Here is a 20,623-nt window from a genome sequence, read left to right as displayed (position 1 = left end):
AAAAAGGTGCAATAACGCGCGATGTACTTTACGATGTGATTAAATTGTGAAAAAATTGTTTTATATCTTTTTGAATCTTGAGTAATTCACTATGAAACTGTCGGTTCTTCAGCGATTGCCCCAGTTCTACCATTGGTATACCGGTCCGGCCGGCACTAAGGTAGAGCTAACGGTACTTCCTGATGTGTTTAATGAACAAAATGAGAGAGACAGTCTCATTGGTTTAAAATTATTGAGTTATCCGGGGCCGCGTTCTTGGCAGGTCATGCATAACATCAGCCAATATCTAAACGGTATTAATATTGAAAATAGCGTTATTGATATTGATGGCGAACCCTGCCTGTTTGTTAATTCTCACGACGACGCGATAGTACTGTGCTGCCTAAAAAATTTGGGTATTGCCATTGCCGAGTATACCCCTGCCAAACCTTCCGATCGCCCCGTTTAATTTCCGCCATTCCCTTACGTTTTAAGCTAGCAGCATGATGAATAATTCCTAATGGGAGTTAGCCAACAGGTTCTGCGTATAAGGGTGCTGGGGATGATTAAATACGGTTTCACATTCGCCTTGTTCAACAATTTCCCCGTTATGCATGACCACCACGTTATGGCACAGAGATCGGATAACCTGTAAATCATGGCTGATAAACATATAGGTTAACCGGTGTTGCTGTTGCAGGTTTTTTAATAGCGTCAGGATCTGCGCCTGTACGGTTCGATCGAGTGAAGACGTAGGTTCGTCGAGTATCAATAGCTCGGGGTGTAAAATTAGCGCTCTGGCGATGGATATCCGCTGGCGTTGGCCGCCGGAAAATTCCGTTGGATAGCGGTGACGGGTTTGCGGATCTAATCCGACTTCTTGCATGGTAGCGATAACCTGGGCTTCGCGCTGTTCTTTAGACAGTTGCTGATGAACCTCTAAGCCTTCGGCAATAATCTGACTGACCGTCAGGCGCGGGTTCAGGGCCGAGAAGGGGTCCTGAAACACGATTTGTATCCGGCTGCGATAAGGAAGCATTTGGCGCATATTCAGCGTTTGCAGCGGTTGGTGGTCGAACAGGATTTCACCCTGAGATTTGAGTAAACGGAGTAAGGCTAAGCCGGTCGTACTTTTACCTGAGCCCGATTCACCGACTAAACCCAAGCTCTCGCCTTTACGAATAGTAAAACTAATGTTGTTCACCGCCTTATGCACCGTTTTAGCTTTAAAGAAGCCGCCGGATACGGGGAAGTCGATGCTCAGGTTATTAATTTCCAGCAGGTTTTCGCTCTCACCCGATAGAGCAATTGCCCGACCTGATGGCTCTGAATCGAGTAATTTTTGAGTATAAGGGTGCTGAGGGTTGCTGAATAATGGGCCTAGCTGATTCTGTTCAACGCACCGTCCCTGACACATCACGGCAACGTTATCGGCCAGCTTGCGGACAATGTTTAAGTTATGCGTAATAAACAGCATACTCATGTTCATCTCTTGTTTAAGCTCTTTGAGCAGCGTCAGGATCTGGGCCTGTACTGAAACGTCCAGCGCGGTAGTCGGTTCATCGGCAATCAACAGGCTAGGTTTAGTTAGAATTGCCATAGCGATCATAACGCGCTGGCGCTCACCGCCTGAGAGCTGGTGCGGATAGGCATTGAGCCGTTTCGCCGCATTCCGCAGGCCGACTCGATCCAGAACGTCGAGAATTTCGCCTCTGGCGGCCTCTTTCCGCATTCCCCGATGAAGAATCAACACTTCAGACAGCTGTTTTTCTAGCCGGTGTAACGGGTTCAGTGAAACCATCGGTTCCTGAAAGATCATTGAAATACTGTTACCCCGATGCTGGCGCAGGGTTTTTACATCGGCCGTTAGTAGAGAATCGCCGTTAAACAAAATATCTCCGGATGGGTAAATTACCGGCGGAGAGGGGAGTAGGCGCAATATCGACAGAGCGGTTACGCTTTTTCCCGATCCGGATTCTCCTACCAGCGCCAGCGTCTCGCCTTTGGCGATTTGTAACGATAGATCTTCAACCACCATGCGCGTTTGATCGCCTTGTTTAAAGGCGATGCTGAGGTTTTGAATATCCAGAATGGGCGTGGTGGTCATATCAGTAAGCCTTAGAAGGATCGAACGCGTCACGAATGGCTTCGCCGATAAAAATCAGCAGTGACAGCACCAGTGCAACAATGATAAATCCGCTGATACCAAGCCACGGTGCCTGAAGATTGTTTTTACCCTGTAACAGCAGCCCCCCCAGCGACGGCGAGCCTAACGGTAGGCCGAAGCCTAAGAAGTCCAAGGAAGTCAGCAGGGTAATTGAGCCGCACAAAATAAAGGGTAGATTGGTTAAGGTGGCGACCATGGCGTTGGGCAGAATATGACGCAGCATAATTTTGCTGTCCCGAACGCCCATCACTCTGGCCGCTCTGACGTAGTCGAAGTTTCGGGTTCGCAGGAATTCAGCCCGAACGAGCCCCACTAGCGCCATCCAGCCAAATAGCGCGGTGATACCCAACAGCCACCAAAAATTGGGCTGAATAACGCTGGACAGTAAAATAATCAAGAACAGGGTTGGCATTCCGGACCAGACTTCAAGCAGGCGTTGGCCGATCAGATCGACTTTGCCGCCGTAGTAGCCTTGGGTTGCCCCAATGGTGATACCAATGATGCTGGAGATGGTTGTCAGCATTAGCCCGAACAGGATTGAAATGCGAAATCCGTAGAGAATATTCGCCAGCACGTCCTGACCGCGATCGTCGGTACCCAGCAAATTAGCCGCTGACGGCGGTGCCGGGAACGGTGAATCACTTTTATAGTTAATCGTGCTGTAGCTAAAGCGAATGGGGGCCCACAGCGCCCAGCCATTGTTATCAATCAGGTCAGCGACGTAGGTATCTTGATAATCGGCCTCGGATTGGAACTCGCCGCCAAAGGTTGTTTCACTGTAGCTGACTAAAAATGGGGTGTAGAGCTCCCCTTTATAGCTGACTAACAGTGGCTTATCGTTGGCGATCAGTTCTGAAGCCATGCTGATGATAAACAGTATGGTAAAGATCCAAAGTGACCAGTAACCGCGACGATTATGCTTGAATTTAAGCCATCTGACCTGATTTATTGGACTTAGCTTGCTCATCCACGCGCCTCAAAATCAATTCTTGGATCGACCAGCGTATACACAATATCGCCGATAATATTCAGCACTAGGCCGACTAAGGTAAATATATATAACGTACCAAACATCACCGGGTAGTCGCGCTGTAGCGTGGCATCGTAGCCCAGTAAACCGAGCCCATTGAGGGAGAATATCACCTCGATAAGCAGTGCGCCGGTGAAAAACGAACCGATAAAAGCAGCGGGGAAACCGGCGATCACCAGCAGCATGGCGTTACGAAACACGTGGCCATAGAGAATGCGTTTTTCCGTCAGGCCTTTGGCCCGGGCGGTAATAACGTACTGTTTATGGATCTCATCCAGAAACGAGTTTTTAGTCAGCATAGTCAGGCCAGCAAAACTGCCGATAACCATTGCCAGTACCGGTAGTGTGATATGCCACAGATAGTCGCCGATTTTTCCATACCACGTCAGGCTCTCGAAGCTATTAGAGACCAGTCCACGCAGCGGGAACCAGTCTAAATAGCCACCGCTGGCAAAAATCATGATTAGCAATACGGCGAATAAGAACGGAGGTATGGCGTAACCAACAATGATCAGGCTACTGCTCCAGACGTCAAAAGCAGAGCCGTTTCGAACCGCTTTTCTAATGCCCAGAGGGATCGATATCAGGTAGGTGATTAGCATGCTCCATAGCCCTAGACTAATGGAAACCGGCAGCGACTGCTTAACCAATGTCATGACAGAGGCTCCGCGAAATAGACTGTCGCCAAAATCGAAACGAATATAGCTCCAAAGCATATCGAAATAGCGTTCATGCAGCGGTTTATCAAAACCAAAACGCTTTTTAATCGCTTCAATGACTTCAGGATCTAAACCGCGGCCACCCTGATATTTTTGTTCTCCTTTGGCGGTCAAAGAGAAGTTTCCGCCTGCGGACATATCGGTGTTACCGCTGCCAAAACCACTTTTTTCACCCAATTCAATAGACGCAATAGCCTGTTCTACCGGCCCGCCGGGCGCAATTTGGACGATAAAAAAGTTTAGAGTAATGATAGCCCATAAGGTTGGGATGAGTAATAAAAAGCGCCGGGTTATATAAGAGGTCATTGTGGGTCCTTAACGACGCTGTTCAGGTAACTGTTCGGCTTTGCTCACATCGTACCACCAGGTATCAAACCCCAGTGAACCTTTTGGCCGTACGGCTGGCATAGAAAATTTGTTCCAGTAGGCATATCTGTCATGGCTGGAGTACCACATCGGGATCATCAGATAATGCCAGCTTAATACCCGGTCGAGAGCTTTTCCCAGAGACAAGAGCGGTTTTGCCTGTCCCTGATAGACGCTAATTTTGCCGGTGAGTTCATCGATTGCCGGATCTTTAATTCCGGGGGCATTGTAGGTGGAGTTAATATAGGCGGAATTCCAGTAGATCATCAGGTCAGATGACGGGTATTCTATCGCCGGATAGGGGCGAGGGAGCATGTCAAAATCCCGGCTGCGCAGGCGGCTGATAAACTGAGAGCTGTCGACCTCGCGGACGTTAATCTTGATACCTAGCTTCGCCAGACTCTGCTGAAAGGGTAGTACATACAGAGAATTAGAACTGCTACCGCTGAGCAGCAATAGTTCAAACTCCATTGGCTTGCCGGTTTGAGTATTCACCAGAACTTTATCTTTAATTTCCCAGCCTGCGTCTTTTAATAACTGCGTGGCCAGCAGCAGATTTTTACGGTTATTACCGCTGCCGTCAGTTTTAGGTGGTTGATACTCTTGGGTAAAGACTTCATCAGGAATTTTACCCTTTAGCGGGGTTAACCAAGCCAACTCATCTTTGCCCGGCATTCCGGTCGCTTCATAAATAGTATTCTGGAAGAAGCTGCGTGGCTGTTGGTTAGCGCCATAAAATAGTGCTTTGTTCATCCATTCAAAATCGAAGGCAAGGCCAATTGCTCTTCTGACTCTTGGATCGGCAAAGATCGGGCGTTGAATATTGAAAACCAACCAGCGGGTTTGTTGAGCAGCCTGATTTTCTTCATCTTTTTTGACGATAAAGCCTTTATCAAAATAGCCCCCTTCATACTGAGTTGCCCAGCTTTTTGGCGACTGTTCGATGCGCAGGTCATAGGCTCCGGCTTTGAAGGCTTCCAGTGAGACTTTGTCATCCAGATAATAATCGTAGCGAATAGTATCGAAGTTATAGCGCCCGCGGTTAACCGGTAAACCAGCAGCCCAGTAGTCTTTGACTCGTTGATAAACCAAGTATTGGCCCAGTTTGTAATCGACAATTTTGTAGGGGCCGCTGCCTAGCGGCGGAATGTTCAGGGGCTCGCCCAAATTATGATCTTTCCAGAAGTGTTTAGGAAATATCGCCAGCCCGCCAACGATGCCTAGCATTTGATCTCGATCCGGTTTGGGTAACTCAATTCGTACGGTTAACGTTGAGATTGCCCGCACGTTAACCCCTTTGTAGAAACTACGAAACTGAGGTACTCCCTCGGTCATGAATTTTTCAAAGGAAAAGGCAACGTCTTCGGCGGTGATGGGTGTGCCGTCTTGAAAACGGGCCCGAGGATTGATGCGTATTTCCATCCACTGGTAGGTGTCAGTATAGCGGGCTGATTCTGCAATAAGTGGATAAAGACTGCTGATTTCATCTTCTGCAGAGGTAAACAGAGTATCGATTAGCCTTTCATTTCCGCTTAGCGGATTGCCACGGGTGGCGTATCGATTAAAGTTATCGTAAGTTCCAATTGCGGCAATGGTAATTTTTCCACCTTTGGGAGCCGAAGGATTGGCGTAGTCAAAGTGGGTAAAGTTGGCCGCGTATTTAGGTTCACCCAAAAGTGACAGAGAGTAGCTTTCTTTGATGGTTTCGGCGGTCGTCGCTGTCGCCAGCGTTTCTGCATAACTATAGGTACTGAATGCTGAACATATGAATGTTGTCACCAGAAGGGTTAGCGATGCCAAACTCTTACGTTGATTTAACCGTAACATATTCATAAAGGATTCTGACTCAGTAATGGATTTATGGCTATCCGAATCTGACGACAAGCCGCCAGATAGATAGCGTATGCGATACAAAATAGTGCTTATTATATCTCATGTTACGGAGGTTACATAGTTTGAGGAGACGGGAATCAGCACTCAAAAACGTCGGTGGGGGATAGGTTTGGAGATACCAACAGTTTTGAGAGCAAAAGTGAAATACAAAACAAAAAAAACGCCTGAACGTATTCAGGCGTTTTTCAATTTTCAGTATCAATTAGCTTTTGGTTAAAACCCGGCGAGCCTGATGGTAACGTGAATTCCAGTATTTTTCGTTCATGCTGGATATCATGACGCCATTGCTGGTCGACGCGTGGACAAAGTTATCGTTACCAATATAAATGCCAACGTGGCGGCCGGTTGAACCTGCTCTAAACAGTACCAAATCGCCCGGACGCAGCTTATCGCGATTAATCTCTTTACCCATTGACTGTTGTCTGGAGGTATCGCGAGGAAGAACTAAACCAAACTGCTCACGGAACGTTGTTTGTACAAAGCCGGAACAATCAATGCCCTTTTTGGTTGAGCCGCCCATACGATAACGGACGCCTTTCCAACTGGCATATTGGTTAAGAATTTTTGATTTCACATCAACATTCTTAACCATTGATTCAAATTCATCTTGAGACGATTGTAGTGAAAGCCCTTGTCTGTCTTTTACTGCATTCGTCTCTGCATATTTGGCGCTTGAAGCTTCTGCGCTGGATGATACTGTGCCACAGCCTGATAGCATTACGATTGCGGCTACGGCAGGCGCGAATCGTAGAACGTATCTCAAAATCGGTTGAGATTTGACCATTTTAGTGAATTTCCCTTGGAGTCCTTAACGACAAAGGTCGCTATAAACATGATTATTCTGTCCCCACCGCGCTTGATTTAGGCGTTGGGCTATATTTTTGGCAAAACGAGACAATTCCTGTCTTCCAGCTATGCTCTTATACGCGATAAATATACGTAAACGTCGGGAAGACTACTGTATTCAACGTATGATTGCGAGACTTTTTTTGGCTTGGAATGTTACAAAACGATTTTTTTATCTATTTTTGTGACATACAGCCGACAATGAACCACGCTTTTTATTGTACATAGCATATTAATGTGATGGTGGTCTATATCCGGGAATTAACCTGTTAATGCCGCGAATAACATAATCACTGGCAGGGGTTAATAACCACCAGCTCAGGCCAACGCAGGCCACGGAAAGCGCGCCGACGTAAATATCGGTAAACCAGTGAGCACCAACCATAATGCGCGGTAACGAAAAGATAATGACGTAGGCGACGGCCACAAAAAATGACCAGCGGGTAAAATAGCGCAGCATGAATCCGGCAAAAATCATTAACATCAGCCCATGGTCACCGGGAAAGCTGTCGTTCGAAGAATCTTTAGTCGGAATGCCCGAGAGTTCAGTAACGCGGTTAATGCCGCTAAAGCTTAGGGTCGGGCTGAGCCGTTGAACCGATAATAACCGGCCTAGCTGATTCAGAATTATCGCCGTTAACAGCATAACTACGCCGATAATAATCATCTTACGTTTGCCGGCGGCGTCTTGTTTCATAAAGAAATGAGCAAATAGCAGGCCCATAGCAATCAGTGATATACCGTCGAAAGCTCGGTGGTTTGTAATGGCAATCGCCTTTAAAAAGGCGCTGTTGGTGACTAAATGCACGTTAAAATAATGAAAGATTGAAGCGTCAATCGGGAACCAAAAACCGTGATTTTCTGGTAAATACCAGGAAAGGAATAGCCCAATACCGAAAAGATTCAAAAGCAAAATTTTAGGAAGATTACTACAGCCCATCAAAACACCTTTATAAATTTAATATTAAACGCTAAACCCGAGCATTATCATTGTAGACCGCTTTTTAAGGCTTGCAGGCTACGATTTGTTGATTCGGGCCTTTAATAATTCTAACTGTAAGTGATTCCACGGTGCTTCAGCGCTGTGAATCAGCTCAACCCGGCTATCAACAGGGGCAACCGGCTGAGTTTCAATTTTTAAATCCAAACCTTGGCGGTTAAATACCATGGTTCCTTCAGGAATTCGCATAATGCCCTTTACGCGCTCAACGGGCGACAGACGAACCCAATCAAGTAACGCACCGGTAGAGAAACAAGTCTCTGGTTCAAATATCCATCCGCAGCTGAAATATCCTTGACCCTGGTTCAGTGCTCTACGCCAGCCTTGGCCTCCCGGTAAGCTGAGTGCCGCTAACCCATTTTTTTGCACATGGTGATGGTGTGTACCATCGGGTAATTCTTGCAGATTAAGGCGTGGGTTGTCGAGTATTTCAGTCGGTACGTTTCCTTGCTCAATCAAGTAATAGGGCCGACTTAATGCGTTATTCTGGTGCCATTGAATAAATGCGGCGGTGTCATGTTCGGTATACGTATCTGACTTGCTGGCCAAGATTATATCGGCTGAGGCCAGCTGATCGCGGAAATTTTCATTTTCATAATAACGTTGTTGTTGGAGCTGACGCGCATCAACCAAACAAAGTGTTGCGCGCAGATCGAGCAACGGTTGGTAAAACTCAGAGGTCAATAACGATAGGATTTGTTTGGGATGCCCGAGGCCCGTCGGTTCAATGAGCAGCCGGTCAGGCTTAGCCTGTTTGAGCAGCATATTTAAGCCAACCGGCATAGGAAGCCCATTGACACAGCACATACAGCCGCCCGGAATCTCTTTTAAGGTAGCGCCCTGATTTGATAACAGCGTTCCATCAATGCCGATTTCGCCAAACTCATTAACTAAGATTGCCCAGTTTTCATTTGCTGGCTTTTGACGTAGTAAATGCTGAATGGTCGTGGTTTTCCCGCTCCCCAGAAAACCGGTAATTAAATTTGTTTTTGTCACGGCAAGATCACCTTATAAATCCGAGCTATAGTTAATAAGTATGGGTTGGATATGCGAATTTTATGCGATTGTTTACTGGGTTCATATTGAATAGTTTATGTTGAATTTTTGACTTTAGTAAGTATATAACCAGAGGCCTTATATGAACTATATAGCGAAAACTTCGGTTAAAAGGCTTTTCATACTTATTACAGGGATCGTTTCGTTATCAGCAGTGAATGCTTGGGCTGCAAGCTCAGGACAAGTGACATTTATTGGTGCCGTTACTGAGCCTACGTGCGACGTTGCTTACAATAATAATGCTGTAATCAATACATGCATGGAAAACAATAAGCCAGTAGTCTCCAAGATTCGGATCGATCGGGTTACCGATGGATCACAAAAATTGGTAGGCAATAGTATGATGGCTTTTAGCTGGGTGGATAAATCGCAAAAATTAGGACTGGCGACCATCACCTATCATTGATCCCATGATGGGAACCGGTTTATCGGTAGGTTGAAGCGAATCTTGCCAATTTGAAAGGTAACGCCATATAAGTAAGCCTATATGGCGTTAGTGTTAATTCTTAGTCTGCACGACTCATATAGCGGCGCTCTGGTACATGAATGCGGATTTTTTCGCCGGCATTTAAATACTCGGGCACTTGAATAACCAGACCGGTACTCATCGTCGCTGGCTTGTTACGGGCACTGGCCGATGCACCTTTAATACCCGGAGCCGTTTCGGCAATTTCCAAATCGACGGTTTGTGGTAATTCGAGTGCCAGAACCTGATCTTCGACCGTCAGCACCTGCATACCCGGAATTCCGCCTTCAGGAATAAATAACAGTTCTTCTTCGATTTGTTCTTTCTTGAAGATATAAGGCGTGAACGTCTCATCGTCCATAAAAATGTATTCGTCACCGTCAATATAAGAGAAAGTGACCTGACGGCGGTTCAGGCTGATTGCTTCAATAATATCGTCGCCTTTAAAACGTTCTTCTACTTTAAGCCCGGTACGGACATCAGAGAAACGCATTTTATATAACGTACTTGCCCCGCGTGCGCTTGGGCTTTGCACTTCGATATCGCGAACTAATAACATTTTACCGTTGTAGTTGATCGCCATACCACGCTTTATTTCATTTGCTCTTGGCATAAAAAGAACCTGTTTCTGACCGTTTAAATGATTGGCGACAAGTTACTCGCGCGTATGAAAACAGGCAAGAAGAATCCGCCTATGTAGCGATAAAAATTTTAGCTGTTGGGGGTTAGATCATAAAACTCAGTCGGGGGCAGGGTATCAGGCAAATAGGGCTATTTACCTGATACCGTTGCAGAAGGTCTGTGACCGTTATTGGTAAACGGGCAACAGGTGCAGGGTGGATAATACGTGGGCTACGATATTGATCGCGCCAAACAGAATGACGAAATAAATCATCAGGTTTCCACCCGGTGCTCGGTAGCTTGCCTGAGGAAAGCGTTGGCGACTGGCGCGCGCTAGCATGGCTGGAACAATAACCGCCCAAATAGTCGCCGCTAAGCCGGCAAAGCCAATGGCGTATAGGAAGCCGTCGGGAAAGGCCAGTGCGCCGATAGTTGGTGGAACAAAGGTTATCAGCGCCGATTTTGTCCGGCCTGATTTTGAATCCTCGAACTTAAAGAAATCGGCGATAAAGTCCAGTAACCCGAGAGATACTCCAAGGAATGAGCTGGCCAGCGCCATATAAGAGAAGGCATTGAGTAACTGTTTTACCGTCGAGGTAACGATGCCGTTATCTAACTGGGCGAGCAGGTTGCCAATGTTTCCACCTTCAGCAATAACCTGCTTGAACCCGGCGCGGGGAATATTTCCCTGAATCACGAACTGCCATAATAGATAGATAACTAAAGCGATTAACGTCCCGTATAGCAGGCTACGAACTACCGCTTTCGCATCTTTTTCGTAGTATTTAACCAATCCCGGAACGTTGCCATGGTAGCCGAATGAGGTCAGCAAATAGGGCAGTGCCGCTAAGGCATAAGGCAGGTATTGCGCGTTTGTTTCTTGGGTATTGAACAGCACTTCAGGGTTTACCTGAGTAAACATATCGCTGACGGAAAAGACAAAGCTAATAACCATACCGCCGATCAGAATGGTGTTGATGCGGTCAACGGCTTTGGTCGACAACCAGACGATAAATGCAACCAGAATGGCAAAGCATAGCCCGGCCATGGTCTGACTAATCGCAAATACCGATGTAAGGGTATGGCTGATAATCGAACCGCCGGCTGAGACATAGGCATAAGTCAGAATATAGAGGACGAAGGCCACTGACAGGCCATTAATGGTGTTCCAGGTTTTACCCAGAAGATCTTTAACCATGGTATGAAAGCTAGAACCAACCGGATAATTGAGGTTAGCCTCCAGCAGCATCAGGCCGGAAAAGAACATGCAAAACCAAGTATAAATAAGCATCAGCGTGGAGCCGCTAAACCACACGCCTGATGTCACAATAGGAATAGAGAACATCCCTGCACCGACGGCAGTACCGGAAATAATCATCGCGCCGCCGAAAATAGAAGGGCGCTTATGCGGGGACGTAGCTTGAGACATGGTCTGTTTTCCTGATTGGGATTATTTTGTACTAGCCGGATGATACGCGACTGTCATTATTTGTAAACACCTTTTTATCAATGAATTGAGATAATTATCGCGATTACTCACCGAGCCGAAGTAAATCACTGGTTATTATTCAAGCCTGCTGATATGGTCTGGCTACTTTTTCCTTCAGCTGCGGACGTGTTGCATGGAATGTCGCCCCGGTTGCGGTGCCTGTTGTATCGGATTATCAATATCCAGCTCTATTCCCGGCATGCCTAACGGCAAAGCGGCAGGCATTGCCTGCATTCACTTAGATGATGCGTTTCGCTGTAAGATTTTTCACCACCCTGACAGGCCTAAAGTTTGTGCTCAGCTTCAGCCGCGTGAAGATATGTGCCTGAACAACCGTGATGAAGCGCTAATTTATTTGCATCAGTTGGAAATTCTTACCGCGCCTTGACGCTGGAATTTTTCATTACTTCCACCTGTTCCAAACGCTTCTGGTATGGTCATTTCTTGCCAATTTTGGTCAAATCCTTGTGATTTTATTTCCGATAATAACCAGATTTATATCAAGTTACTGATGCTAAAATGTTGGTCTGGCTAGAGCAATTGAGCAAAAATAGCGCTAAAATCGCCTGAAACGATCCACTGGTGGTAAATAGAGAAACGCTTTGGCGTTTCTTTTGCCATTCAATGGCAGTGTTCACTGTCGGTATCAGCGTAAAAGAAGAGATTGATGAATAGACGTGTTGCAACAATAACCTTGAATCCGGCCTATGACTTAGTTGGCTACTGCCCTCAGATAGAACGCGGGGAAGTCAATTTGGTGAGAACCGCAGGACTACATGCGGCCGGTAAAGGTATCAATGTCGCCAAAGTATTAAAAGATCTGGGCATTGATGTCACCGTCGGCGGCTTTTTAGGGAAAGATAATCAGGACGGATTCCAGCAGCTATTCAGCGAACTGGGCATTGCCAACCGTTTTCAGGTGGTACCCGGCCGTACCCGAATTAACGTAAAATTGACCGAGTCTGATAATGAAGTCACTGACTTTAACTTCTCAGGCTTCGAGGTCAGTCAGGCCGACTGGCAGCGTTTTACCACTGATTCGCTATCGTGGCTCGGGCAGTTTGATATGGTTGCCGTAAGCGGTAGCCTGCCTTCAGGCGTCGATCCGGATGCTTTCAGTGACTGGATGCGTCAGCTTCGTTCACAGTGCCCGTGTATTATTTTTGATAGTAGCCGTGAGGCTTTTGCCGCAGGGTTAAAGGCTGCTCCGTGGCTGGTAAAGCCAAACCGCCGTGAGCTAGAGATTTGGATGGGGCGCCCGTTGCCGACCTTAGCCGATGTGGTTGAAGCGACCCATGCCCTACGCGAAGACGGTATCGCGCACGTAGTTATTTCATTGGGCGTAGAAGGGGCGCTGTGGGTTAATGCCTCAGGCGCATGGCTGGCGAAGCCGCCGATCTGCGATGTTGTCAGCACCGTTGGTGCCGGTGACTCGATGGTGGGTGGTTTAATCTACGGACTGCTGATGCGTGAATCCAGCGAACATACTTTACGTTTGGCAACGGCGGTTTCGGCGCTGGCGGTTAGTCAAAGCAACGTGGGGATCCGAGACCGTATGCAACTGGCGTCCATGATGTCGCGGGTGGAGTTAAAGCCGTTCAAGTAAGGGTCCATTCACACATCGTTCTTAGTCCGCAAGAAATCGTTAATATTGCCGCCGTTTTCTTGCGGGCTAAGGTTACGTCAGCCACAAATCAAACCAACTTCATGTTCATGGCTTCTGCTGGCTTTTGAGCCAGGCAATTTCATCTTTCCAGATATCCGGGTTGGTGGTTTCCAGAATTAATGGAATGTTATTAAAGCGATCGTCACGCATGATGTAGCTGAATACCGTTTTACCGATGTTACCTTCACCTAAGCTGTTATGGCGGTCAACCCGGCTACCAAATTCACTTTTAGCATCGTTCAGATGCATACCGCGTAAATAGTTAAAACCGACAATATTCCCGAAGCTGGCGAAGGTTTGTTCACAGGCTTCTTCCGTACGGATATCGTAACCGGCAGCAAATGCGTGGCAAGTGTCAATGCATACGCCAACCCGGCTCTTATCTTGTACGCCGTTAATAATGGCGGCCAACTGCTCAAATTTAAAACCTAAATTGCTGCCCTGACCGGCGGTATTCTCTATTACCGCCGTGACGCCCTGCGTTTTATCTAAAGCGATATTGATTGATTCGGCGATGCGGGCCAGACAGAGGTCTTCGTCTATCTGTAGCAAATGGCTGCCCGGATGGAAATTGAGTAACGTTAGGCCAAGCTGGCTGCAGCGTTCAAGCTCATCAATAAAGGCATCACGGGATTTTTGCAACGCCTCTTCAACCGGATGGCCCAGATTAATCAGATAGCTGTCGTGAGGCAGTATTTGCTGCGGCGCGTAGCCGTATTTTTCACAGGCATTGCGGAAATCAGAAATGACTTCATCGGTTAGCGGTGATGCTCTCCATTGGCGCTGGTTTTTAGTAAACAGGGCCAATGCGGTTGCTTCCAGTTCGTGGGCTCGGATGACTGCCTGATCCAGCCCGCCTGCCGCACTTACGTGTGCGCCGATAAATTTCATGTCCGTTCTCCTCTGTTGATAGGCTGCAGTATCTCATATTTTTGCCGATCGCATCTATTAACAAATGTGTAACTTCATCAGGTCAGATTGCGCATTTCAATATCAGCATATTGATAATCGCGCCGCCAACAATCAGCCATATGAACAGCAGGGATGCCAGCAGAATTGGCTTCACTCCCGCCTGTTTAATGGCGCTAACGTGGGTGGTTAACCCCAGTGCGGCCATCGCCATGCAGAGGAATACGGTATCCAGATTGATAATGACATTCACTAACGCGGCGGGGAGTAGATTTAATGAGTTAAAACCGGCTACTACGATAAATAAAACGGCAAACCACGGAATAACGATCGGCGTTTTATTTTGGTTAGCTTTACTGGCAGAGGCTGAGCTATCGCTACGGTTCAGATAGGCCGAAAGTACCAGCAAGAACGGTGCCAGCATCATTACGCGGATCATTTTTGTGATAACGGCGTTATTTCCTGCATCGTCAGAAATAGACCGCCCGGCGGCAACTACCTGTGCCACTTCGTGTACCGTCGAACCGATGTACACGCCAAACTGACCGTCGGTAAAACCCGATAAATTGAGCCTGACATCCAACTGGTAAAGCCATGGATAAAGGAACATGGCAATCGTGCCGAAGATCACCACGGTAGCGACGGCAACCGCCACTTTGCTTGATTCGGCTTTAACTACCGGATCGGTTGCCATAACCGCCGCTGCACCACAAATACTGCTGCCTGCGCCAATTAGCAAGGTAGTTTGTCTATCCATTCCGAACAGGCTTTTACCCAGCCAGCAGGCCAGAAGAAAGGTGCTTGTCAGGGTCAGAGCGTCAATGATAATACCGCTCAAGCCTACGTCGGCTATTTGTTGAAAGGTCAGGCGAAAGCCGTACAGAATAATGCCTAAGCGTAATAATTTTTGTTTAGCAAAATGAACACCGTGGCCACAGCTTGAAGACATCAACGGATAGACCGCATTGCCCAGCACCATTCCGATGACGATGGCTAAGGTCAGCGCGCTTAGCCCAAGATTAGACATCACCGGTAGCGTAGCGGCATACATTGAAATTCCGGTAATGAGGCCTGCCAGCAATAATCCCGGCAACAGAGGGGGGATGAATCCGAATGGATGTTGTTTGAATGCTGTCCGGCTACGGATTTGATGCATGGAAAAGTGACTCAGAATTGTTGAAAAGATGGCTATAAAATAAAGGAATTAGCGATAAAAGAGAAATTGATTATATGTTTATAACTTATCGGTATAAGCGGTAAAGCAACATATTGGCGCTCAATTTATTGAAAGATCGTCTGAGCTATCCATTTTTACCCAAATTTAGCGTAATTGAATCTCTCCACATTATGGGGTCTGGCTAATAACTTTTTGTAAGTTATGAACGAATCTTATATTTGGGGGATTGGTGTTATCGAGCATCCTATCATTTGTTACAATCTACTTACTTTTAGCTGTAGATATAGGTTACGAATGGCTCAGGTTGAATCTAATACCTCAACGCATAGCGGTGCGCCTAAACTGCGCCGAGTGCTTAAAGCCCGGCATTTAACCATGATCGCCGTTGGTGGCTCGATTGGTACCGGTTTATTTGTTGCTTCCGGTGCAACTATTGCTCAGGCAGGCCCCGGCGGCGCACTGTTATCGTATGCAATCATTGGTCTGATGGTTTATTTTTTGATGACTAGCCTAGGTGAACTGGCTGCATATATGCCGGTGTCGGGTTCTTTTTCTACCTATGGCGCCAAATATGTTGAGCCCGGGTTTGGCTTCGCGTTGGGCTGGAACTACTGGTATAACTGGGCGGTTACCGTTGCGGTTGACTTAGTTGCCGCACAGCTGGTGATGCAATATTGGTTCCCGGAAGCTCCTCTGGGTTTACCTAACTGGATATGGAGTGCCCTGTTTTTGGGCTTGATATTCTTACTCAATTACATTTCAGTTAAAGGATTCGGCGAAGCCGAGTTCTGGTTTTCATTAATCAAGGTCGTTACCGTCATTATCTTTATTGGGCTTGGCCTGTTGATGATTTTTGGCATATTGAAAGGCGGCCCGTCATCCGGGTGGCACAACTGGACTATCGGCGATGCGCCGTTCTCCGGCGGGTTTTCTACCATGATTGGTGTCGCAATGATCGTAGGCTTCTCCTTTCAGGGAACGGAGCTGATCGGTATTGCTGCCGGTGAGTCAGAAGATCCGGGTCGTAATATTCCACGAGCGGTGCGTCAGGTGTTCTGGCGTATTCTTCTGTTCTATATTTTCGCTATCCTGATCGTTAGCGTGCTGATTCCTTATACCGATCCGAGCCTGCTGCGTAATGATGAAACTGATATCAGCGTTAGCCCGTTCACCTTAGTATTCCAGCATGCTGGGCTGCTATCGGCAGCGGCAGTGATGAATGCGGTTATTCTGACGTCAGTGCTCTCTGCGGGTAATTCCGGTATGTATGCGTCTACGCGTATGCTGTATGCGCTGGCCAGCGAAGGTAAAGCGCCTAAGATTTTTGCTAAGCTTTCGGCGGGCGGCGTTCCGCGCAATGCGTTAATTGCCACTACCGTCGTCGCTGGCCTGTGCTTCTTGACCTCAATGTTTGGTAATCAGCAGGTTTATCTGTGGCTGTTGAACACGTCGGGCATGACCGGTTTTATCGCCTGGTTGGGCATTGCTATCAGCCACTATCGCTTCCGCCGTGGCTATATTAAGCAAGGGCGTGACCTGAGCGACTTACCTTACCGTTCAGGCTTCTTCCCGCTGGGGCCTATTTTTGCGTTTGTGCTGTGTTTGATTATCACGCTAGGTCAGAACTATCAGGCATTCCTGCAGGATACGATTGACTGGACTGGGGTAGCCGCAACCTATATTGGTATTCCAGTGTTCTTGGTTATCTGGTTTGGCTATAAGCTGGTTAAAAGAACCAAGTTCATTCATTACAAAGACATGGAATTTCCAGATACTCTGATTAAACATGACTAATGAGCCACGTTTAAAATCTAAAGACGGCAATGAATATGCCGTCTTTTTTTTTACCTCTTTGATCTATACCGCATAAAGCCTTTTCAGCTGGGGGTTTTACGGTATTCGTTATTGATAATCGTTCTCTTTTGCATTATTGTTTGCACTCTTTAAATCCGTCGGGAAAAGGTACCGTTATGGGGCAACTAAAGAGTTCACAGGCTAAGCGTTTTAGCGCATCTCTGTTACTGGGCAGCTCGCTCTTATTGAGCGCCGGGGCATGGGCTGAGTCTATTACCGATATCGCCGGGCGTCAGGTTGAGTTACCAAAAAAAGTAGACCGGATTCTGTTAGGTGAAGGGCGTTTAATTTACGCTGTTGCGCTACTTGAAGGCGACAAACCGCTATCGCGCATTGCTGGCTGGCAGGGCGATCTTCGCAAGTTAGATCCTCATACCTATGCGAGCTATAAAAAGAAATTCCCTGAAATCGATAAAATTCCATTAATTGGTAATACCACCGCCGAAAGCGTTAGCGCTGAAAAAGTGTTAACGCTAAACCCTGATGTGGCTATTTTTGGCCTCTCGGGTCATGGTCCGGGGCGTAACAGCGAACTGGTCACTCAGCTTGAAAAAGCCGGCGTACCGGTGATATTTATCGATTTTCGTACTTCCCCACTGAAAAATACCGTACCGAGTATGCGAATGTTAGGCAAAGCTTTACAGCGTGAAGCTCAGGCCGAGCGCTACATCAAATTCTATGAAGACAATGTGGCTAAAATTACTGATATAACTCAATCCATTCCACAGGATAAAAAGCCTAAGGTGTTTATCGAGCTAAAAGCCGCCACTGCTGAAGAGTGCTGTGGTACTGCCGGTAACGGTAATATGGGCGATTTTATTGACTTAGCCGGGGGTATTAATATTGCCAAAGAGTTGCTGCCGGGGGCATTAGGTACGGTGAATCTTGAGAAGATTATTGCGACTAATCCTGACGTTTATATCGCGAGCGGCGCCCGCGGTGCGGACGTAAAAGGCCTCGGAATCAAGCTGGGAGCTGATGTATCTTATGACGTAGCGCGCGACAGTCTGAACAGCGTATTAACCCGCAAGGGGATTGAAACGCTACCGGCGGTAAAACAGGGCCGGGTTTATGCTATCTGGCATAGTTTCTATAATTCGCCGTATAATGTGCTGGCAATTCAAGAATTTGCTAAATGGTTCTATCCTGAGCGATTCAAAGATATTGATACTCAAAAAACGATGGAAACGTTATATAAAGATTTCTTAGCCATTGAGCCGTCTGGTACGTACTGGGTTGGGCCACAGGCTGATAAAAAATAATAATAATTCGAATAAAAAATATTCGGTAACAAAGTAATAATGGTTGTTATTAATGAGCTTAAGTACAGATTCAATAGTAGGAACGAAGGCCCCGGCTGATATCAGCGTGATGCAGCGCTACCATGGAATTTTACGTCAACGTCTGATGGTAATGGCTTTGGTCATTGTGGCGATTATTGGATCGCTGGTATTAGATTTTGTTATGGGGCCTTCCGGCCTAGCGGTCAGCGAACTGTGGCAAACCTTATGGTATCCCGAAACGGTCGATGCGGGTACTCAGGTTATCGTTTGGGATATTCGCCTGCCTTACGCGCTGATGGCCGTTGTGGTCGGTATGGCGTTGGGCCTTGCCGGTGCTGAAATGCAGACTATTCTGAATAACCCACTGGCCAGCCCGTTTACCTTAGGGGTCTCTTCAGCGGCAGCGTTTGGTGCTGCGTTAGCCATCGTTTTGGGCATTGGTATTCCAGGCATTGACCCGCAGTGGTTTATTTCGGCCAATGCCTTTCTCTTTGCGCTGTTAGCGGCGTTTATGCTGGATGCCGTCACCCGCTGGACTCGGGTTGCGACCTCTGGCGTGGTACTGTTCGGTATTGCGTTGGTATTCACCTTTAATGCGCTGGTCTCGATGATGCAATTTATTGCTTCAGAAGATACGTTGCAGGGGCTGGTGTTCTGGACCATGGGGAGCCTGGCAAGAGCGACGTGGATTAAGCTAGCTGTTCTTCTAGCGGTCTTTTTGGTGCTGTTCCCGTGGTCGATGCTTAACGCATGGAAGCTGACGGCGTTAAGGCTAGGCGAAGATCGGGCGAGCAGCTTCGGTATTGACGTTCGCCGTTTACGCTTAACCTCATTATTGCGTATTAGCATTCTCTCTGCGCTTGCCGTTGCCTTTGTCGGGCCTATCGGCTTTATTGGCTTGGTTGCTCCGCATATTGCCCGGCTAGTTTTTGGCGAAGACCACCGTTTTTATCTTCCGGCCAGTGCCCTTATTGGCGCCTTGGTGCTGTCGATGGCTTCCGTTGCATCAAAAAATTTAATTCCGGGCGTGATTATTCCCGTTGGAATAGTGACATCACTGGTCGGCGTGCCGTTCTTCCTGAGTATTATTTTGCGCCATAGGGGGAACGTGTAATGAGCGGTTTACAGGCTAAACACTTTAATGCCGGATACCCAAGAAAGCCGATCATTAAAGATCTCTCTATTCCCATGTTATCCCGCGGTGAAATAACCGTTCTGCTGGGGCCAAACGGCAGCGGAAAATCCACGTTATTACGTTCTCTGGCCGGGCTGAACCATGCTACCGGGGAGCTGCTGCTTGACGATCGAGATTTAATGCAAATGCCGTTCATTGAACGGGCTAAAAACGTGGTGTATTTACCGCAGTCTTTACCCGCGGGCGTGCACCTGCACGTTCTAGAATCGATTGTGGTCGCTCAGCGGGCATCGGGAGGCCACAGTAGCGATCAAAGCGAAAGCGAAGTCATGTGTTTACTTGAACAGCTGGGCATTTCTCATTTGGCTCTGAGCTATTTAGATCAGCTTTCTGGCGGGCAGAAGCAGTTGGTCGGGTTGGCTCAATCACTGATTCGCCAGCCTTCACTGTTGCTATTAGATGAGCCGCTTAGTGCATTGGATCTTAACTATCAGTTCCACGTGATGGATTTAGTTCGCAGAGAGACCCAGAAGAGAAATATTGTGACCGTTGTGGTGGTGCACGATATCAACATTGCTTTGCGCCACGGCGATCATGTTCTGATGCTACAAAACGGCGATCTAATTGCCGACGGCAGGCCTGAAGAGGTGATTACGCCAGAGAGTCTGGCTAAGGTTTACGGCGTTCGTGGTCGTATTGAACGCTGTTCTTTTGGTCGTCCTCAGGTACTAATTGATGGGCTAATTGAACATTCAGTCTGTGAGTGTTAATGCGCTAGTTTGCCGCGATAAGGCCGATTAAACGCCCACATCGCTGGGGAATTATTTTCTCCCGCGATGTAGGTTATCTTTATGTTGATATAGCACAAACCCCATTCGCCGTACTGTCCTTTTTTGAGCGTCCGCTAAGCAACCTTTACCCCATCAGTAATACCCTTACAATAATTGTTATTGATAATGAGAATTAT

19 protein-coding genes are annotated in these 20,623 nt (G+C 47.3%); 8 read left to right on the top strand and 11 right to left on the bottom strand.

Going from position 1 to position 20,623, the window contains the following annotated elements; all coding sequences use genetic code 11:
- Positions 1-91 precede the first annotated feature (91 nt).
- On the top strand, positions 92-448 hold the full coding sequence (locus GVI43_RS01625) for a YejG family protein (protein WP_159564733.1): 357 nt from the start codon (positions 92-94) through the stop codon (positions 446-448).
- Between the two features lie 48 nt (positions 449-496).
- Here GVI43_RS01625 and yejF read toward each other — a convergent pair whose 3' ends face one another.
- From yejF to GVI43_RS01590, 7 genes are all read right to left on the bottom strand, one after another.
- A complete protein-coding gene (yejF, locus tag GVI43_RS01620; RefSeq protein ID WP_159564731.1) occupies positions 497-2,086 on the bottom strand; it encodes a microcin C ABC transporter ATP-binding protein YejF in 1,590 nt (529 codons plus the stop codon).
- A 1-nt stretch (position 2,087) separates the two neighbouring features.
- Complete coding sequence (locus GVI43_RS01615) at positions 2,088-3,113, bottom strand: ABC transporter permease (protein ID WP_159564729.1); 1,026 nt, start codon at positions 3,111-3,113, stop codon at positions 2,088-2,090.
- Positions 3,110-4,201 (bottom strand): microcin C ABC transporter permease YejB, encoded by a 1,092-nt coding sequence (locus GVI43_RS01610; RefSeq protein ID WP_159564727.1) that lies wholly within the window; start codon positions 4,199-4,201, stop codon positions 3,110-3,112. Before GVI43_RS01610 ends, GVI43_RS01615 begins: the two co-directional genes overlap by 4 nt.
- Before the next feature lie 9 nt (positions 4,202-4,210).
- On the bottom strand, positions 4,211-6,094 hold the full coding sequence (locus GVI43_RS01605; RefSeq protein WP_246201400.1) for an extracellular solute-binding protein: 1,884 nt from the start codon (positions 6,092-6,094) through the stop codon (positions 4,211-4,213).
- Between the two features lie 262 nt (positions 6,095-6,356).
- Complete coding sequence (mepS, locus tag GVI43_RS01600) at positions 6,357-6,938, bottom strand: bifunctional murein DD-endopeptidase/murein LD-carboxypeptidase (RefSeq protein ID WP_159564725.1); 582 nt, start codon at positions 6,936-6,938, stop codon at positions 6,357-6,359.
- A 294-nt stretch (positions 6,939-7,232) separates the two neighbouring features.
- Positions 7,233-7,940 (bottom strand): phosphatase PAP2 family protein, encoded by a 708-nt coding sequence (locus tag GVI43_RS01595; RefSeq protein WP_159564723.1) that lies wholly within the window; start codon positions 7,938-7,940, stop codon positions 7,233-7,235.
- A 78-nt stretch (positions 7,941-8,018) separates the two neighbouring features.
- The gene (locus GVI43_RS01590) at positions 8,019-8,996 is read right to left on the bottom strand and encodes a CobW family GTP-binding protein (RefSeq protein ID WP_159564721.1); all 978 of its coding nucleotides are present in this window, start codon (positions 8,994-8,996) and stop codon (positions 8,019-8,021) included.
- A gap of 142 nt (positions 8,997-9,138) precedes the next feature.
- Here GVI43_RS01590 and GVI43_RS01585 point away from each other — a divergent pair, with 142 nt between their 5' ends.
- A complete protein-coding gene (locus GVI43_RS01585; RefSeq protein WP_159564719.1) occupies positions 9,139-9,462 on the top strand; it encodes a hypothetical protein in 324 nt (107 codons plus the stop codon).
- Positions 9,463-9,562: 100 nt separating this feature from the next.
- On the opposite strand, the gene yeiP is transcribed toward GVI43_RS01585, so the two are convergent.
- Positions 9,563-10,135 (bottom strand): elongation factor P-like protein YeiP, encoded by a 573-nt coding sequence (gene yeiP / locus GVI43_RS01580; protein WP_159564717.1) that lies wholly within the window; start codon positions 10,133-10,135, stop codon positions 9,563-9,565.
- A gap of 195 nt (positions 10,136-10,330) precedes the next feature.
- Positions 10,331-11,572 (bottom strand): tryptophan permease, encoded by a 1,242-nt coding sequence (mtr, locus tag GVI43_RS01575; RefSeq protein WP_159564715.1) that lies wholly within the window; start codon positions 11,570-11,572, stop codon positions 10,331-10,333.
- Between the two features lie 193 nt (positions 11,573-11,765).
- Here mtr and GVI43_RS01570 point away from each other — a divergent pair, with 193 nt between their 5' ends.
- Positions 11,766-12,020: a YkgJ family cysteine cluster protein gene (locus GVI43_RS01570; RefSeq protein ID WP_159564713.1), complete on the top strand. Its 255-nt coding sequence runs from the start codon at positions 11,766-11,768 to the stop codon at positions 12,018-12,020.
- Between the two features lie 279 nt (positions 12,021-12,299).
- Positions 12,300-13,238, top strand: a complete 939-nt coding sequence (gene fruK, locus GVI43_RS01565) for a 1-phosphofructokinase (RefSeq protein WP_159564711.1) — start codon at positions 12,300-12,302, stop codon at positions 13,236-13,238.
- A gap of 105 nt (positions 13,239-13,343) precedes the next feature.
- Here fruK and nfo read toward each other — a convergent pair whose 3' ends face one another.
- Together nfo and GVI43_RS01555 are read right to left on the bottom strand one after the other, a co-directional pair.
- Positions 13,344-14,189: a deoxyribonuclease IV gene (gene nfo / locus GVI43_RS01560; protein WP_159564709.1), complete on the bottom strand. Its 846-nt coding sequence runs from the start codon at positions 14,187-14,189 to the stop codon at positions 13,344-13,346.
- A gap of 82 nt (positions 14,190-14,271) precedes the next feature.
- Positions 14,272-15,363: a YeiH family protein gene (locus GVI43_RS01555; protein WP_159564707.1), complete on the bottom strand. Its 1,092-nt coding sequence runs from the start codon at positions 15,361-15,363 to the stop codon at positions 14,272-14,274.
- Positions 15,364-15,678: 315 nt separating this feature from the next.
- Between GVI43_RS01555 and GVI43_RS01550 the strand changes: the two genes are divergently transcribed.
- The 4 genes from GVI43_RS01550 to GVI43_RS01535 all read left to right on the top strand — a co-directional run bounded on the left by GVI43_RS01550 (position 15,679) and on the right by GVI43_RS01535 (position 20,426).
- The gene (locus GVI43_RS01550) at positions 15,679-17,178 is read left to right on the top strand and encodes an amino acid permease (protein WP_159564705.1); all 1,500 of its coding nucleotides are present in this window, start codon (positions 15,679-15,681) and stop codon (positions 17,176-17,178) included.
- A gap of 176 nt (positions 17,179-17,354) precedes the next feature.
- The gene (locus GVI43_RS01545) at positions 17,355-18,500 is read left to right on the top strand and encodes an ABC transporter substrate-binding protein (protein WP_159564703.1); all 1,146 of its coding nucleotides are present in this window, start codon (positions 17,355-17,357) and stop codon (positions 18,498-18,500) included.
- A gap of 52 nt (positions 18,501-18,552) precedes the next feature.
- The gene (locus GVI43_RS01540) at positions 18,553-19,635 is read left to right on the top strand and encodes a FecCD family ABC transporter permease (protein ID WP_159564701.1); all 1,083 of its coding nucleotides are present in this window, start codon (positions 18,553-18,555) and stop codon (positions 19,633-19,635) included.
- Positions 19,635-20,426: an ABC transporter ATP-binding protein gene (locus tag GVI43_RS01535; protein WP_159564699.1), complete on the top strand. Its 792-nt coding sequence runs from the start codon at positions 19,635-19,637 to the stop codon at positions 20,424-20,426. The genes GVI43_RS01540 and GVI43_RS01535 overlap by 1 nt, the downstream gene beginning before the upstream one ends.
- The last annotated feature ends 197 nt before the right edge of the window (positions 20,427-20,623 follow it).

Source organism: Budvicia diplopodorum (assembly GCF_009800925.1).
Taxonomy (GTDB): Bacteria; Pseudomonadota; Gammaproteobacteria; order Enterobacterales; family Enterobacteriaceae; genus Budvicia; species Budvicia diplopodorum.
Note: the sequence above shows the minus strand (reverse complement) of the source record. Positions and strands in the feature narration are given on the sequence as shown.

Coding starts and splice junctions, on each gene's coding strand:
- GVI43_RS01625 (WP_159564733.1), top strand. CDS start 92: ATGAAACTGTCGGTTCTTCAGCGATTGCCCCAGTTCTACCATTGGTAT.
- yejF (WP_159564731.1), bottom strand. CDS start 2,086: ATGACCACCACGCCCATTCTGGATATTCAAAACCTCAGCATCGCCTTT.
- GVI43_RS01615 (WP_159564729.1), bottom strand. CDS start 3,113: ATGAGCAAGCTAAGTCCAATAAATCAGGTCAGATGGCTTAAATTCAAG.
- GVI43_RS01610 (WP_159564727.1), bottom strand. CDS start 4,201: ATGACCTCTTATATAACCCGGCGCTTTTTATTACTCATCCCAACCTTA.
- GVI43_RS01605 (WP_246201400.1), bottom strand. CDS start 6,094: ATGAATATGTTACGGTTAAATCAACGTAAGAGTTTGGCATCGCTAACC.
- mepS (WP_159564725.1), bottom strand. CDS start 6,938: ATGGTCAAATCTCAACCGATTTTGAGATACGTTCTACGATTCGCGCCT.
- GVI43_RS01595 (WP_159564723.1), bottom strand. CDS start 7,940: ATGGGCTGTAGTAATCTTCCTAAAATTTTGCTTTTGAATCTTTTCGGT.
- GVI43_RS01585 (WP_159564719.1), top strand. CDS start 9,139: ATGAACTATATAGCGAAAACTTCGGTTAAAAGGCTTTTCATACTTATT.
- yeiP (WP_159564717.1), bottom strand. CDS start 10,135: ATGCCAAGAGCAAATGAAATAAAGCGTGGTATGGCGATCAACTACAAC.
- mtr (WP_159564715.1), bottom strand. CDS start 11,572: ATGTCTCAAGCTACGTCCCCGCATAAGCGCCCTTCTATTTTCGGCGGC.
- GVI43_RS01570 (WP_159564713.1), top strand. CDS start 11,766: ATGGAATGTCGCCCCGGTTGCGGTGCCTGTTGTATCGGATTATCAATA.
- fruK (WP_159564711.1), top strand. CDS start 12,300: ATGAATAGACGTGTTGCAACAATAACCTTGAATCCGGCCTATGACTTA.
- nfo (WP_159564709.1), bottom strand. CDS start 14,189: ATGAAATTTATCGGCGCACACGTAAGTGCGGCAGGCGGGCTGGATCAG.
- GVI43_RS01555 (WP_159564707.1), bottom strand. CDS start 15,363: ATGCATCAAATCCGTAGCCGGACAGCATTCAAACAACATCCATTCGGA.
- GVI43_RS01550 (WP_159564705.1), top strand. CDS start 15,679: ATGGCTCAGGTTGAATCTAATACCTCAACGCATAGCGGTGCGCCTAAA.
- GVI43_RS01545 (WP_159564703.1), top strand. CDS start 17,355: ATGGGGCAACTAAAGAGTTCACAGGCTAAGCGTTTTAGCGCATCTCTG.
- GVI43_RS01540 (WP_159564701.1), top strand. CDS start 18,553: ATGAGCTTAAGTACAGATTCAATAGTAGGAACGAAGGCCCCGGCTGAT.
- GVI43_RS01535 (WP_159564699.1), top strand. CDS start 19,635: ATGAGCGGTTTACAGGCTAAACACTTTAATGCCGGATACCCAAGAAAG.